13 protein-coding genes are annotated in these 14056 nt (G+C 66.9%); 7 read left to right on the top strand and 6 right to left on the bottom strand.

Annotation, left to right across the window (positions count from 1 at the left end):
- Nucleotides 1-190: 190 nt before the first annotated feature.
- A complete protein-coding gene (locus GOAMR_RS04690; RefSeq protein WP_005183324.1) occupies nt 191-982 on the top strand; it encodes a thioesterase family protein in 792 nt (263 codons plus the stop codon).
- A gap of 104 nt (nt 983-1086) precedes the next feature.
- Nucleotides 1087-2601: a glucose-6-phosphate dehydrogenase gene (gene zwf, locus GOAMR_RS04685; protein WP_005183321.1), complete on the top strand. Its 1515-nt coding sequence runs from the start codon at nt 1087-1089 to the stop codon at nt 2599-2601.
- Nucleotides 2602-2619: 18 nt separating this feature from the next.
- Here zwf and GOAMR_RS04680 read toward each other — a convergent pair whose 3' ends face one another.
- Nucleotides 2620-3639 carry an isopenicillin N synthase family dioxygenase gene (locus GOAMR_RS04680; RefSeq protein WP_005183319.1) on the bottom strand — a complete coding sequence of 340 codons (1020 nt, stop codon included), beginning with the start codon at nt 3637-3639 and terminating at the stop codon, nt 2620-2622.
- 140 nt (nt 3640-3779) lie between these two features.
- On the bottom strand, nt 3780-5858 hold the full coding sequence (locus GOAMR_RS04675) for a PhoX family protein (protein WP_005183311.1): 2079 nt from the start codon (nt 5856-5858) through the stop codon (nt 3780-3782).
- Nucleotides 5859-6055: 197 nt separating this feature from the next.
- Here GOAMR_RS04675 and GOAMR_RS04670 point away from each other — a divergent pair, with 197 nt between their 5' ends.
- Nucleotides 6056-6661 carry an AAA family ATPase gene (locus tag GOAMR_RS04670; protein WP_005183308.1) on the top strand — a complete coding sequence of 202 codons (606 nt, stop codon included), beginning with the start codon at nt 6056-6058 and terminating at the stop codon, nt 6659-6661.
- Nucleotides 6662-6716: 55 nt separating this feature from the next.
- On the opposite strand, the gene GOAMR_RS04665 is transcribed toward GOAMR_RS04670, so the two are convergent.
- Complete coding sequence (locus GOAMR_RS04665) at nt 6717-6902, bottom strand: type II toxin-antitoxin system VapB family antitoxin (RefSeq protein ID WP_005183307.1); 186 nt, start codon at nt 6900-6902, stop codon at nt 6717-6719.
- 159 nt (nt 6903-7061) lie between these two features.
- Here GOAMR_RS04665 and GOAMR_RS04660 point away from each other — a divergent pair, with 159 nt between their 5' ends.
- On the top strand, nt 7062-7874 hold the full coding sequence (locus GOAMR_RS04660) for a maleylpyruvate isomerase family mycothiol-dependent enzyme (protein WP_005183305.1): 813 nt from the start codon (nt 7062-7064) through the stop codon (nt 7872-7874).
- 9 nt (nt 7875-7883) lie between these two features.
- Here the strand turns inward: GOAMR_RS04660 and GOAMR_RS04655 are convergent, their stop codons facing one another.
- Nucleotides 7884-8570 (bottom strand): Rossmann-fold NAD(P)-binding domain-containing protein, encoded by a 687-nt coding sequence (locus GOAMR_RS04655; RefSeq protein ID WP_005183302.1) that lies wholly within the window; start codon nt 8568-8570, stop codon nt 7884-7886.
- A 292-nt stretch (nt 8571-8862) separates the two neighbouring features.
- Between GOAMR_RS04655 and GOAMR_RS04650 the strand changes: the two genes are divergently transcribed.
- Nucleotides 8863-9318 (top strand): PPOX class F420-dependent oxidoreductase, encoded by a 456-nt coding sequence (locus tag GOAMR_RS04650; protein WP_005183300.1) that lies wholly within the window; start codon nt 8863-8865, stop codon nt 9316-9318.
- Nucleotides 9319-9333: 15 nt separating this feature from the next.
- On the opposite strand, the gene GOAMR_RS04645 is transcribed toward GOAMR_RS04650, so the two are convergent.
- Nucleotides 9334-9996, bottom strand: coding sequence for a response regulator transcription factor (locus GOAMR_RS04645; RefSeq protein ID WP_005183298.1), 663 nt, complete (start codon nt 9994-9996; stop codon nt 9334-9336).
- The gene (locus GOAMR_RS04640) at nt 9993-11249 is read right to left on the bottom strand and encodes a sensor histidine kinase (RefSeq protein ID WP_005183295.1); all 1257 of its coding nucleotides are present in this window, start codon (nt 11247-11249) and stop codon (nt 9993-9995) included. Before GOAMR_RS04640 ends, GOAMR_RS04645 begins: the two co-directional genes overlap by 4 nt.
- Before the next feature lie 109 nt (nt 11250-11358).
- On the opposite strand from GOAMR_RS04640, the gene GOAMR_RS04635 reads away from it, so the two are divergent.
- Together GOAMR_RS04635 and GOAMR_RS04630 are read left to right on the top strand one after the other, a co-directional pair.
- Nucleotides 11359-12396 (top strand): hypothetical protein, encoded by a 1038-nt coding sequence (locus GOAMR_RS04635; RefSeq protein ID WP_005183292.1) that lies wholly within the window; start codon nt 11359-11361, stop codon nt 12394-12396.
- A 74-nt stretch (nt 12397-12470) separates the two neighbouring features.
- Complete coding sequence (locus GOAMR_RS04630; protein ID WP_005183289.1) at nt 12471-14021, top strand: FAD-dependent oxidoreductase; 1551 nt, start codon at nt 12471-12473, stop codon at nt 14019-14021.
- Nucleotides 14022-14056: the final 35 nt, after the last annotated feature.

The following is a 14056-nucleotide window of genomic DNA, read 5'->3' as shown; positions in this document are numbered from 1 at the left end:
GGCAACTCCGAGGTGAACACGACGTGCCGGTCGTTACCGTGCCATGCTTTTCCGGTCACCCGATCACGATCGGGTACCCGTTTCCAGATCGGTCACCACCGATACCTCGCCACCGTGGACCATCGGACGCAGGCCCCGCACACGAGAACGGGCCTGGATCACTCTGTGCCACCGGAACAGGAGAACGAGGATGCCCCTGCCGTTCGATGCCTTCTACCTGCCGACCGATGACCCCGACACTTTCGAGTCGACGCAGGCGACCTCCAGCCCCTGGGACCCTTCGATGCAGCACGGCGGTCCCCCGGCCGCGCTGCTGGCGCGGGCGATCGAGGCCGCCCGGTCCGACGAGACGCTGGCGATTGCCCGGTTCACCGCCGACATGCTGGGCTCGATTCCGCAGGGCACCATGCGCATCGAGACCCGCGTCGTCCGGCCGGGCCGTCGCATCGAGATGATCGAGGCGTCGCTGTGGGCCGGTGACCGACTCGCGGTGAAGGCCAGTGCGTGGTTGATCCATGCCACCACGGATTCGACAGGCGAGTATTGGCGGCCGTCCGCCGTGCCCGATCTTCCGGCGACCGCGGTGACGGAGTTCTTCGACGGCGTGAGTCCCGATTGGGGATACGGCCGCGCGATCGAATGGCGGTTCGTCACCGGCGGCTACGAACCGGGCCCGGCGTCGGTGTGGGCGCGGTTACGGGTGCCGCTCGTCGCCGGTGAACCCACGTCGCCGGTGCAGCGGCTGCTCACCGTCGCGGACTCCACCAACGGTCTGTCCGGGCCACTGCCGATGAAGTCCTGGCTCTTCATTCCGCCGACGGTGACCGTCACCATCGAACGACCGCCCGCCGGCGATTGGCTGTTCCTCGACGCGCGGAGCACCGTCGGACCCGACGGTATCGGCCTGGCCCAGGGCGAGATGGGCGACGAGCACGGCACCGTCGCCGTGGTCGCGCAACCACTGCTGGTCGCACCACGCTGACCCCGCACCCGGCGCCGGCCGGAATCCGGTCAGCGGGGCGGCTGATCCGTCGACCTCGCGGCCACTTCCCGACGAAACGCGGCGTTTCGTGCAAGCATGTGCCCATGACCGCGAGCGCTGACGACCACTCCGTCGACCACGCCCAGACCATCGCCTATCCAAGTCCGGGGGCTCGCGCACGGCAATTCGAATACTCGGGCCATCCGCACGTGGTGGTTCTCTTCGGGGCGACAGGTGATCTGTCACGGCGAAAACTGTTGTGCGGTCTCGGCTATCTGGTGGCCTCCGATCTGAACGCCGACATGCAAGTGGTGGGCACCGGACTCGACGACATGTCGAACGACGAGTTCCGTGAATTCGCGCGGCGTTCGATCGAGGCCGTCGGGGCGCGCAAACTCACCCCGGAGCAGTGGGCGACGTTCGCGCCGCGGCTGCACTACGTGCCGTCGTCGGCGGGTCCGGCCGCACTGGCAGCCAAGGTGGTCGAATGCGAGGCCGAACTCGGTGACGGGGTGCGGCGTCTGCACTATCTGAGCGTGCCGCCCAAGGCGGCGCCGGCGGTGATCAGCACCCTGAGTGAGGCCGGACTGATCGAGCGGTCCCGGGTGATCATGGAGAAGCCGTTCGGCGAGGACCTGCAGTCGGCGATCAAGCTCAACGATTTTCTGCATGAGACGTTCGCCGAGGAGCAGATCTTCCGCATCGATCATTTCCTGGGAAAGGAAGCGGCGCAGAACATTCTGGCATTGCGGTTCGCGAATGGGTTGTTCGAGCCGATCTGGAACCGGAACTTCATCGGACACATCCAGATCGACATCCCCGAAGCCCTCGGCCTCGACGCGCGCGCCGCGTTCTACGAGCCGACCGGCGCCTACAAGGACATGGTGGTCACCCACCTGTTCCAGGTGATGGCTTTCGTGGCGATGGAACCACCGACGGCGCTGGAACCGATGGCGATCTCCGAGGAGAAGAACAAGGTCTTCCGGTCGCTGACGCCGATCAAGCCGAGCGATGTGGTCCGCGGCCAATACCTCGGATACCGCGACGAACCCGGTGTCCATCCCGAGTCCGACACCGAGACATTCATCGCGCTGCGCGCCCACATCGACAACTGGCGCTGGGCGGGTGTCCCGTTCTATCTGCGCACCGGCAAACGGATGGCCGAGGGTCAGCGCATCATCTCCATTGCCTTCAAGGAGGCGCCGAAGTCGATGTTCCCGGCCGGGTCGGGCGTGGGCAGCCAGGGACCCGATCACCTGACGTTCGATCTGGCCGACGAGTCGCGGGTGTCGTTGTCGTTCTACGGCAAGCGCCCCGGGCCGGGGATGCGGCTGGACAAGTTGTCAATGCAGTTCTCAACCGAGGAGACCAACCGGGCCGACGAGGTCCTCGAAGCGTACGAGCGGCTCATTCTCGACGCGATGGCCGGCGACCACACCCTGTTCACCACCGCCGACGGCATCGAATCATTGTGGGACCGCTCCATCCCGCTGCTCACCGATCCGCCGCTGGTCAAGCCGTACGCCCCCGGTTCGTGGGGTCCCAACCAGATCCACCAGCTCATCGCGCCACACGCGTGGCGGCTGCCCTTCGAACGCGGCTGGCGTGCCAAGAAGTGAGGCGTTGGTTGTCGCCGGCTACTCCGTGGGGGTGGTGGCGCCGACCAGATCCGGGTGATGCCGGGCGGCGACGTCCGGGTGGGCGCGCAGGCGGGCTTTGATCATATTCTCACCGAAGGTGCCCGAGATCGGATTGTGCGGGTCGTCGGTGACGCCGGGCGCATCGGCGGCGAGGTCGGCCGGCAACGCGATCCGGGGCATCGCCGACGAGAGGGCAGGGTTGAAGAAGAACGGCACCGACAGGCGTTCGGTCCCCGCAGGTGGTGACTGCACCCGGTGCATGGTGGCCTTGAGGTAACCGTCGGTCGCGTACTCCATCAGTTCGCCGATGTTGACGACGAACGCGTCCTCGACGGGCGGGGCATCGATCCAGCCGCCGTCGTGCTCGACCTGCAGCCCACCCTTGCCCGGTTCGATGAGCAGCAGAGTGAGCACGCCGGGGTCCTTGTGCGCACCGACGCCCTGCCGCTGCGCGGCATCCTCGCGGCCCGGATACCGCACCAGTTTCATCAGAGTCGACGGGCGCTGCGCGAACGCGTCGTCGAAGAAGGCGCGGTCGGTGCCCAGGCTTGAGGCCCACTCGCGCATGAGCCGCAATCCGAGCTCGCCACAACGCTTCTGCCAGTCGGTGATCACCTCCCGGAAACCGGCCAGCTCGGGCCACAAGTTGGGGCCGTCGAGCCGCAGATAGCCGGGATCGGAACCGAGCGAGGGGTATTCGGCGGCCAGGTCGATCTGTTCGCGCCAGTCGATCGCGCCCTGCGTGTACTCACCGCCGAATCGCGTGTACCCGCGAAAGTGCGGGCTCTTGAGCATCTCGACGTCGAACTTGGCGGCCTCCGGCAGCGCGAAGAACGCACGGACGGTGTCGAACAGGCGGTCTCGGGTGTCGCGGTCGATGCCGTGGCCGACGAGGTAGAAGAACCCGACCTCGTGTGTGGCGGCGAGAAGGGACTGCCGGAACATGGCGCGATCGGTGTCGTCACCGTCGACCAGCGACATGTCGACAATCGGCAGTTCGGTCAGTGTGGTGGCCATGGTGCACTCTCCTTGCCTGTTGCACCGTAGATCGATGAACTCCATCCGACGGTACTTCACAGTCGACCACCGAGGGCAACCTTGCGCCACCGCTGCACACCCGCGACCGTGTGCGGGCATGCACCGGCACGGTGACGTGGTCAGGTGCCGATCGTGCCACCCTCACGCCAGACCGCGACGACCGCGGGCCGCGGCTGGGACGTGCCGCCGTCGGGCCAGTGCGATGCCGGGTTGTCGGCGGAGTGGTCGTCCTCCTCGCCGGGATGTTGCACGCACACGACCACCCGGTCGTTGCCGATGATCGGGCCGCAGGTTTCCGCGCCCTTGGGGACGGTGAGGAACTGTTTGGTCTCACCGCGCCGGTCACCGTCGAGGGCGACGGCGAACAGGCCGTCGTTGGAGTCCAGGGCGTTGCCGTCGGTGGAGATCCACAGATTCCCGTGCGGGTCGAACGCCACATTGTCCGGGCACGAGATCGGGCTGACCTGCGTTTTGTCGAAGCCGCCGTAGTAGGTGTCGGCGGCGGCAGGATCGCCGCACACCAGCAGCAGCTCCCACGTGAAGTCGGTGCCGGTGTGGTTGTCGGTGATCTCGATGATCTGACCGTTTTTGTTCTCGTTGCGCGGGTTCGCGGCGTCGGCGGGCGCTTTGCCTTCGGTGCCGCGTTTGTCGTTGTTGGTCAGTGCGCAGTAGATCTTGCCGGTGCGCGGGTTGGGTTCGATGTCCTCGGGCCGGTCCATCTTGGTGGCGCCGGCCTTGTCGGCGGCGCTGCGGGTGAACACCGCCACCTCGGCGGGGGTGAATCCGTCGACATGCGACTGTGCCTTGCCGTCGGCGCCCACGGTGAGCAACGGCGCCCACGAACCCTTTCCGGCGAACTTTCCGCTCTTGGGAAGGGTGCCGGTGCCGTCGGCGGGCTCGCCGGTGAAGGTCGCCACGTACAGGGTGCCCTCGTCGAGGATGCGCAGGTTCTCCGCCCGCGCCCGCGCCGACAGGCCCGACTTGATCTTGCGGCTGGACACGAATTTGTAGATGTACTCGAACTTTTCGTCGTCGCCGGTGTACGCGACGACGGTACCCTTGTCCGGGCCCGAGTCGATGACGTAGATGTTCGCCGACTCGTGTTTGGTGCGACCGAGCGCGCTGTGCTTGACCGGTGTGGACGACGGGTAGTGTGGGTCGACCTCAACGACATAACCGAACCGGTTGGCCTCGTTGGGTTCTTGAGCCAGGTCGAAACGCTTCTCGAAATGTCCCCAATGGTGATTGTCGGCGTCGTCCTCGAAGGAGTACCGCTTGAGGTGTTCGGCGGCCTTCGGGTCGGTGACCTTGCTTGCGTTGGAGAAGTAGTTGTTGTAGTTCTCCTCGCCGGAAAGCATTGTGCCCCAGGGAGTGATGCCGCCCGAGCAGTTGGCGATGGTGCCGAGGATCGTGGTGCCGTCCGGGTCGGCGGAGGTCTTGACGAAGTCGCTGCCCGCGGCGGGGCCGGTCAGCGTGAACGGTGCGCCGGCGTCCAGTTTGCGGTTGCGGGGGCCGATGACGGGTGTGAGTGCGCCGGTGCCGCGCTCTGCGGCGACCTCCACGACCACGATGCCGTGTGCAGCCATCGCGATCCGCGCCTGCGCCTCGGTGGGCGCGTTCTCCTTGTAGCCGTGGAACATGAACAGTTCGGTCGTGTACTCCTGGTTGCAGACCAGGTAGTAGTGGTTGGCGACGCCGTCGACGGGGATCAGTCCGGCGAAATCGTTGTTGAAGCCGAACTGTTTGGCCTGCGCCTCCGGGGTCTGCTTGTTGAAGTCGAACTCGGGTGCGCCGGGGATCACCGGGTCGCCCCAGCGGATGACGATCGCCTGCTGGTAGCCGTCGGGGATGACGACCTTGTCCTCGGTGTTCGGTGCCACCGCGGCGAACTTCATGCCATTGGGTGATTCGGTGGTGGCCGGGGTGCCGGTGCTGCCCGAACTCGGTGCCGGTGTCGACGACGAGCTGTCGTCGCCGCACGCGGCGAGGGTGACGCCGAGCACCGTCGCGCCGGCGGCGGTCAGCGCGCTGCGACGCGAGATCGCGGTGCGTGCGATATCCCTGAAGTAGGCGTTGTCACTGGTGTTTCCGGGTTCGTGCCAGCACGCCTCCCCGCACTTGTAGCGGCAGGTGACGCGGGCACGGGACGACTGGCCGATCCGGGTGTCAGCAGTGAACAACTGCAACGGAATACGCACTACGGTTCCTATCACTGGGCTGCGATGGCGGCACGTCCTCCGGGACTCGGACGAACCATCTGGGAACCTAGAGACGATGCTGAACGCGACGGCAACGCCGAGGTGAACTCACCACGAACACAACACTTCCGGTAGACGCTGCGGGCTGGTGACCTCGGCTCGCCTGCCGCCTGTGATCCGGTGGTAGGTTCGGCGGGATGCTCCTGTGGATCAATGGCGCGTTCGGCGCAGGCAAGACCCAGACCGCATTCGAACTACAGCGCCGATTGACCGCGGCACATGTCGCCGATCCCGAACAACTCGGGTACGGCATCCACCGGATGTTGCCCGCCGATCAGCGAGGGGATTTTCAGGACCGTCCGCAGTGGCGTTCCGGTGTGGTGGAGACCCTGGCACAGATCGACAAGCATGCCGATGTCCCGGTCATCGTTCCGATGACGCTGGTCGATGCCGACTACTTCGACGAGATCGTCGGCGGACTGATGGGCCGGGGCGTAGATGTGCGGCACTACGCGCTCACGGCGTCGGTCGACACCATTCACGCTCGGCTTCGGCGTCGTGTCAGAGCTGTGCGGGTCCTCGGTGCCGACGAGGCATGGGCAATGCAGCAGGCCGACCGATGTGTCACTGCCCTGCGCGAGAAGCGTTTCGCCACGCACGTGCCCACCGACAACAGAACTGTTGTTGAGGTCGTCGAGTTCATCGCCTCACACGCCCACCTCGACCTGGTGACGCCCAGGCTCAATGCCTTCCGCTACCAGTTGCACCGTCTGGCCGTCGGCGTCCGTCACGTCCGCATCTAAGCCGAATGTATGACGCACCCGGCGGTACCCGCCAGTTTCTCCTGGCGCCGACGTCCTACTGCGGCGCAGCGTGTTCTGCCAACCCTCCCTGGCTCAACCAGTCAATTTGTCTGGCGCGCGCAGCTATCGCGGCCACGTTCTTCAGCGCGGCGTTGACCGTCTCAGATGCACTCGACGTATGGAGTTCCCGCTGTGCCGCGGCCAGCAACTCGTCGTCGAGGTCGATCAGCCACTTTGCCATTTCCCACCTCCGTTCCCCAATCTCCTCCAGTCTGGCTGGGTCGCCGAGTTTGTGGGCCGTAAGGCGGTGCTGTCAGTGAAAAGTGGCGATACTCTCGCTGTGGAGGCTGCGGCGACCTTTGGGCGCGGGCCGCTCCGATTCAGCCCTTAGGAGATGTACGTGGTTACGCAAGTCCCCTACCAGCAGACCGTCGACGCGCTGGGTGCGCAGTGGGCGACGCTCATCGACCTGGCCGATGGTCTCGATGACGAGCAGTGGAGTGCGCCGTCGATCCTGGAGGGGTGGACGGTGGCCGATGTGTTCGCGCATATCGCCGGGACGGAATGGTCGTTGGCCGGACGGACGGTCGAACCGGTCCGGGGGGTCGGCGAGCTGGCGCATGTACGCAACCCGATCGGCGAGCTGAACGAGAACTGGCTCGACCACTATCGGGTACTCAGCCGGGCCGAATTGATGGCCGATCTTCGCGAGGTGACGGCGCTGCGTGGCGAAGTACTGCGCACGATCAGCGAATCCGACTGGAACGCAGAAGGATTCACTCCCGCTGGGAAGGATTCGCATGGCCGGTTCATGCGGATCCGTACCTTCGACTGCTGGATTCATGAGGTCGATATCCGTGATTCGCTACAGCTGGGTGCTCCGGCAGATCCGGAACCGGCCGCGGTGACCCGCGAGGAGATGGCGGCGTCGTTGCCATTTCTCATCGGCAAACGCGCCCAGGCACCGCGCGATGCCGCCGTAACCGTCGACTTCACCGGCATCGCGCCCGCTCAGGTACACGTGTCGGTGGGTGAACGCGCCGCGGTGGTGCCGGCGATCGACGGTGTCCCCGACGCGGTGCTGCACGTCGATATCGCCGACTACGCGCGGCTGATCGGGGCACGCGCCACCGCCGACCCGGCGTCAGTCACCATCGACGGCAACGCGGACCTCGGTGGGCGTGTGGTCGCCAACCTGCACTACCTGATCTGACGGCGGGTATCAGTTCGCATCGGTAGCGCCGCCTGCGGCGGCCAGAATGTCGCGGTTCTCCAGCACGTGCCGCCGGTACCCGTTGCGGGTGAGGTTGAGTGCGGCCTGCCCCATCAAGGCCGAGCTGTTCATCAGCTTCGGACCCAGACCGACGGCACGAAGCAACGGAAAGACCGGCGTGAGCAGGATTGATGACACGCGGTAGGCGAACGTGTTGGACCGTTTGCCGTGCGCGGGTTCGACGAAGCCGGGGCGCAGCGCGTAACCGTTCGCGAACATGTCGATGACCATGTTCTCGGTGCGGCCCTTGACCCGAGCCCACCGGCTTCGGCCCTGTTCACTGCTGTCGGTGCCGCCGCCGGAGACGTAGACGAACGTCAGGTCGGGGTTGATCGACGCCAGTGCTGTGGCCGCGACCTTCGCGTAGTCGTAGGTGATCCGTTCGTAGTCCTGCGCGCTGACGGTACCGGCGGATACCCCCAGCGACCAGAAGCACGCATCGGCTCCCGCCAACTCGTCGGCGAGTCCGGAGACGTCGGTGAAGTCGGTGAGAGCAACGCTGCGCAGCTTCGGATGGGTGATGGCCAGCGGGGAGCGACCGACGGCCACCACCTCGGTGACGTCGCCGGCCGCCAGAGATTCGCGGACGAATCCGTCGCCGATCAGGCCGCTACCGCCGAATACGACAATCTTCACAGTGCGCTCCTGACGGCACCGGTGGGGAGTCCGCTCTGGACACGACGCTCGGTCATGACGATCCTGCCTCTTATCGATACGGATGGGGTTGATGCGAGCCGGTCAGCCCAGCTGCGATTCTAGGGTGAGGCCGGTGAGCTCCCGAAGCAACTCTCGCCTGTTCTTCGGAATTCGTTGCGCAGCAATGTGTTCAGTACATAGAGAGCATTTTGTGGACGGGTGTCCGGGCACTGATACCCGCCCCGTACAGTGGGACGCACCCGTGGACAGCACCCGAGGAAAGGGGCCACCGATGGCCAATCAGCGCGCCCAGGTCGTCATGACCGACGACGAAATCAAGCAGTTCCTGCAGGACGGGCGCACGGCGACGCTGGCAACCAACGGCCCCAACGGCTTCCCGCATCAGGTGGCGATGTGGTACGGCTTCGTCGACGGGCAACTCTGCTTCGAGACCAAGATAAAGTCGCAGAAGGCGGTGAACCTGCTTCGCGACCCCAAGCTGAGCATCAGCGTCGAGGCCGGCGAGAGCTACGACCAGCTGCGCGGCGTCGCGATCGACGGAACCGCGCGCATCGTGTACCCGGACGGGCCCGAGTACTGGCCCGCGGCCATCAGCGTGTTCGAGCGATACCAGGCTCCCTACACCGAGGAAATGAAGCCGGCCGTCGAATTCATGATGACCAAACGGGTTGTCGTGGTCGTCGAGCCGCACCGCATCCGATCCTGGGATCACCGCAAACTCACCTGAGCGATCGCCTCGTCCTTACCCGGTGGGCCGGATGAGGCCGTGTTCGTAGGCCAGGATCACCAGTTGCACCCGGTCGCGGACACCGAGTTTGGTCAGGATCCTGCCGACGTGGGTTTTCACCGTCGCCTCCGACAGGAACAACTCGGCACCGATCTCGGCGTTGGACAATCCGCGCGCCACCTGTTCGAGCACCTCACGCTCGCGGCCGGTGAGACGGTCCAGGCCGGGGGGTGGTTCGGCATGCCCCGGCAACGTGGGCAGGATGTGATCGATCAGGCGGCGCGTCGCCGACGGTGCGATCACCGCCTCACCGCCGAACACGGTCCGCACCGCATCGACAACCTGTTCCGCGCGTGCGCTTTTCACCAGGAATCCGCTCGCGCCAGCCCGCAGCGCGGCGTACACGTGTTCGTCGAGGTCGAAGGTGGTGAGCACCAGCACACGAGGCGGGTCCGGTAGCGCGGTGATCTGCTCGGTGGCCGAGATCCCGTCCAGCACCGGCATCCGCACATCCATGAGGACCACGTCGACGCCGGTACTGCGGACCGCGTCGACCGCCTGCCTGCCGTCACCCGCCTGCCCCACCACCCGCAGGTCGTCCTGGGATTCGAGGATCATCGCGATGCCGTCGCGGATCAGGTCCTGGTCGTCGACGACGAGTACCCGGATGGCGGTCATGACGCCACCCCGCCCGTGGGGATGTGCGCCCGGACCGCGAAACCGGACACGTCACCACCCTGGTGTGGCCGGCGGAAGGTGTGCCGGCCGTAGGTCAGCCGGCCTCCGACGGCCTCGACACGTTCGCGCATACCGAGCAGGCCGCGGCCGGGTGTGACGTCCAGGATCGGGCCGCCGTCGTCGGCGACCTCCACCACCAGCTCGGCGGGCTCGCGGCGGACAACGACGGTCACCGAGGTCTGCGGGCCGGCATGTTTGAGCACGTTGGTGACCGATTCCTGGACGACGCGGTAGGCCACCAGCCCCGGTGCCGCCGGTATGTCGGCGTCGGTTGCGGTGGAGTCGATCCCGTCCCAGTGGATATCGAGCCCGGCGCGGCGGGCCCGGTCCAGGAGCGCGTCGAGGTCGGCGGGCGTCGGCTGGGGTGCGCGGTCGCGGGCGTCCGGGTCGAGGGTGTCGAGCAGTGCGCGCATCCCGTGCATCGCCTCCTGTCCGGTAGTCGCGATCCGGTCCAGTGCCGGCACCACGACACCGGGTTTGCGGTCGGCCAGCATCCGTGCGCCCTCGGCCTGGCTGACCATGACGGCCAGTGAATGGGACACCACGTCGTGCAGTTCGCCGGCGATGCGGCGGCGTTCGTCGGCGAGCGCCCGGTCGGCCATCGCCTCCAGGTAGCGGGCCCGCACCTGCCGCAGCCGCCCGAGTTGCCACGGCACCACCACGAACGCCGCGACCACCGGGATCAGCATCGCCCGCCACAGCCCCATCGACAGCGGAAGCTGCGCCGCCGCCTCTGCGTTCCACAGCCGCACGACCACCAGCAGACCACCCACCGCCGCCACCGCCAGCGCCCGGTATGAATCGGTCGACCCACGGTGCGCGGCAACCGAATACAGCAGTACGCAGAAGATGATCGAACTGGGCAACAGGACGACGGGAACCGGCGCCCCGTAGGTCTGGGTGACCTGCGGGCCGGTGGCGTCGGGGATGCAGACGAAGGCGGCCAACACCGCACTGCCTGCCACGAATGTCGCGCGGGGCCGCACGCGCCGGAACACCACGAGGATGTGCAGTGCCACCAGCCCGGCGATCAGCGCCGCGCGGGCCGGCAGCGGCCACGGCGCCGAGGCCAGGACACCGACGCCCGACGGGATGAGCAGCACGCCGAGGGCCACGGCCAGCAGACCGTCGGCGAGCCAGGGCCGTGACCGCTGCCACGACTCGACGCGCTCTGTCCCGAGGGAACCTCTCACCCGCCCATCGTAGGCACCGCACGTGGGCGCGGGCGTCCACCTTGAGGTGGACCCACGCGCGACCCGTGGGCGATGTGGCCGAGGGCCTGTGGCGCCGACAGTGGATGCCATGAGTACCCAGATGATGACAACAGAACCCGACGAGCACGCGAACAGCCCGGGAAACACCCGGTTTTCACCGGTACGGGAAGGTGCGCTGGTGCTCACCTGCCTGGCGTGCATCCCCTACCTGACGCTGAAGATCCTGTGGATCTTCGGCAGCCACATCGGTATCCCCGACGGCAGCGAGCTCCTCGATCACGAGGGCCTGATGCGGGTGGCGAACGGGCTGACCGTGCTGATGGACGCCACGGCCGTGACGCTGGCGTTCGCGCTCGCCCGGTCGTGGGGTCGGCGCATCCCGGCCTGGCTGATCGTGGGGCCGATGTGGATCGCGACCGGGCTGCTTGCCCCGATCGTGGCGGCGTGGCCGCTGGATCTGCTCACCGGAGCCGCCTCGGACTCCGGATCGTCGGCGGCGGATTTCCTGCAGCCGTGGGTGTTCAACGTCGTGTACGGCGGTTTCGGCCTGCAGGCCGCGGGCCTGATGACACTGCTGGTGCTGCACGTCCAGCAGCGGTGGGGACGGCTGTGGCGGGGCCGGGTGCGGGATCTTCCGGTGCTCGCGACGGTGCCCGCGACCCGGATGTCGGTGGCCGGGGCGGCAGTGCTGGCGATGTATCCGCTGATCGTGCACCTCGGGTGGGCATGCGGTGCGAACTGGTTCCTGACCGAGGACACCGACGGGGTGAGTGCGGTGGTGCACGCCGTCAACGCGGGCCTGGTGGTCCTCGCGATCGCCGGTGCGGCCGCGTTGGCCGGTGCCGGCCGGCGCACCTGGGTGGGGCGGCTGGACACCCGGATCCCGCTCGCCGCCGCATGGGTCGGATCGAGTGCGGTCGGCGCATGGGGACTGTGGCTGATCCTGTCGGCGACGGCCTTCCATGGTGACACCGGCAATCCCGATGGCACAGAAGGATTCAGCGCTCAGCTGGTCGGGGTGTGCGGGGTGTCGGTGGTGGTCGGCGCGATCCTCGTGGTGACCGGTGCGCACCTGCTGACGGGCTGGCGAGCAGCGCGAACACCGGATCTGTCCTCCGCCACTTGACGTGATGCCGTTCACACCATACGGTCATACATCATTCACCAGCTGTATGACCGTATGACCGGAAAGGCGGGCAGATGACCCTCGGCAAGAAGGCGGTAATCCTCGGCGGAAGCATCGCCGGCATGTGTGCGGCGGGCGCCGTCGCACCCCATTTCGACGAGGTCGTCGTCCTCGAACGCGACGTCATCGCCGACAACATGGAGCACCGGCGCGGCGTGCCGCAGAGCAAGCACCCGCACTTCCTGCTCAACTCGGGCCGCCGCGCGATGGACACCCTGTTCCCCGGCTACGAGGACGACCTCATCGAGGCCGGCGGGCTGCACCTGATGCCGTCGGTGTCGGCGGCCCATTGCGAGGGTGAGGGCTGGATCCCGCGCTCGGAGTCGACGATGAGCATGGTGTACGCCTCGCGGCTGCTCATCGAACGGGTGCTGCGCAACAAGCTCGCCGAGGTCGCCAACATCACCGTCCTCGAAGGCGTCAACGTCACCGGCCTGGAGACCGTCGACGGCGGCAAGCCCGGCGGTGCGGTCACCGGGGTGTGGCTGACCGGCGGCGACGAGGGTCCGGCCAAACGGCTGATCAAGGCCGACCTGGTCATCGACACGCTGGGCCGCGGCTCGGCCGTGTCGGCGTGGCTGGAGAAGGCGGGCTGGCCCGCACCGCCGGTGCAGTCGCTCGATGCCGGCTGTACTTACACCACCCAGTGGTTCCAGAAGCCCGCCGAGCGGCCCGACGACTGGTGGTGGCATCACATGTCGGTCATGCCCACCCAGCAGGCCACCCCGCATCCGGCCGAGCACGACTTCATCAGCCAGATCTTCCCCATCGAAGGCGACCGGGTGCTGGTGACGATGGGCTCGTGGGGGCACCCGATGCCCCGCAAGGAAGACGAGTTCATCGAGACCACCAAGCGACTGCGGGCCCCCGCGTTCAACAAGGCCGTCGAACGCTGCACGCCGCTGTCGAAAGTGTTCGTCACCAAGTCGACCGGCAACATGCGCAAGCGCTACGACAAGCTCGACAACCCGCCCATCGGCCTGCTCGTCATCGGCGACGCCATCTGCGGTTTCAACCCGTTCTACGCCCAGGGCATGAGCTCGGCCGGCAAATGCTCGGTGCTGCTCGACGAGATGCTCAGCGAGCGCACCTCCGGTATCGAACCCGGCTTCTACAAGACCTACTTCGCCGAGCAGTGCAAGCTGCTCGACGATATCTGGACCCTCGCCCTGGCCCGCGACCGCGGATACTCCAACGCCACCGGCACCGACATCGCCCCCAAGTGGCAGCAGCGGCTCACCTCGCGGCTGAGCTGGCCGCTGTTCAACCTGCTCTCGGCGGCCACCCGCGAGGATCCCTACCTCGAAAACCACTTCACCGCGGTGTTCAACCTCGACGAATCGGTTACCGAGATGGTCAAAGACCCCAAGTTCATCGCGGGGATGGCCAAGTTCGCCGTCAAGAAGGCCCTCAAGCGCAACAAGCTGCCGATCGGGTTCGATCAGACCCTCGACCCGCCGTCGCAGATCTATCGTGACTTCACGCCCTACCCCGGTGGTCCGGCCACGGTGATCGAACGGCCCGCCAAGACCGCCCCGGAACCCGAGGCCTCCCCGGTCGCCTGACCTCCCAGGCCGGGGGCGCGGCCCGCCGTCACCGA

It is taken from the genome of Gordonia amarae NBRC 15530, assembly GCF_000241345.1.
Classification (GTDB): domain Bacteria; phylum Actinomycetota; class Actinomycetes; order Mycobacteriales; family Mycobacteriaceae; genus Gordonia; species Gordonia amarae.
Note: the sequence above shows the minus strand (reverse complement) of the source record. Positions and strands in the feature narration are given on the sequence as shown.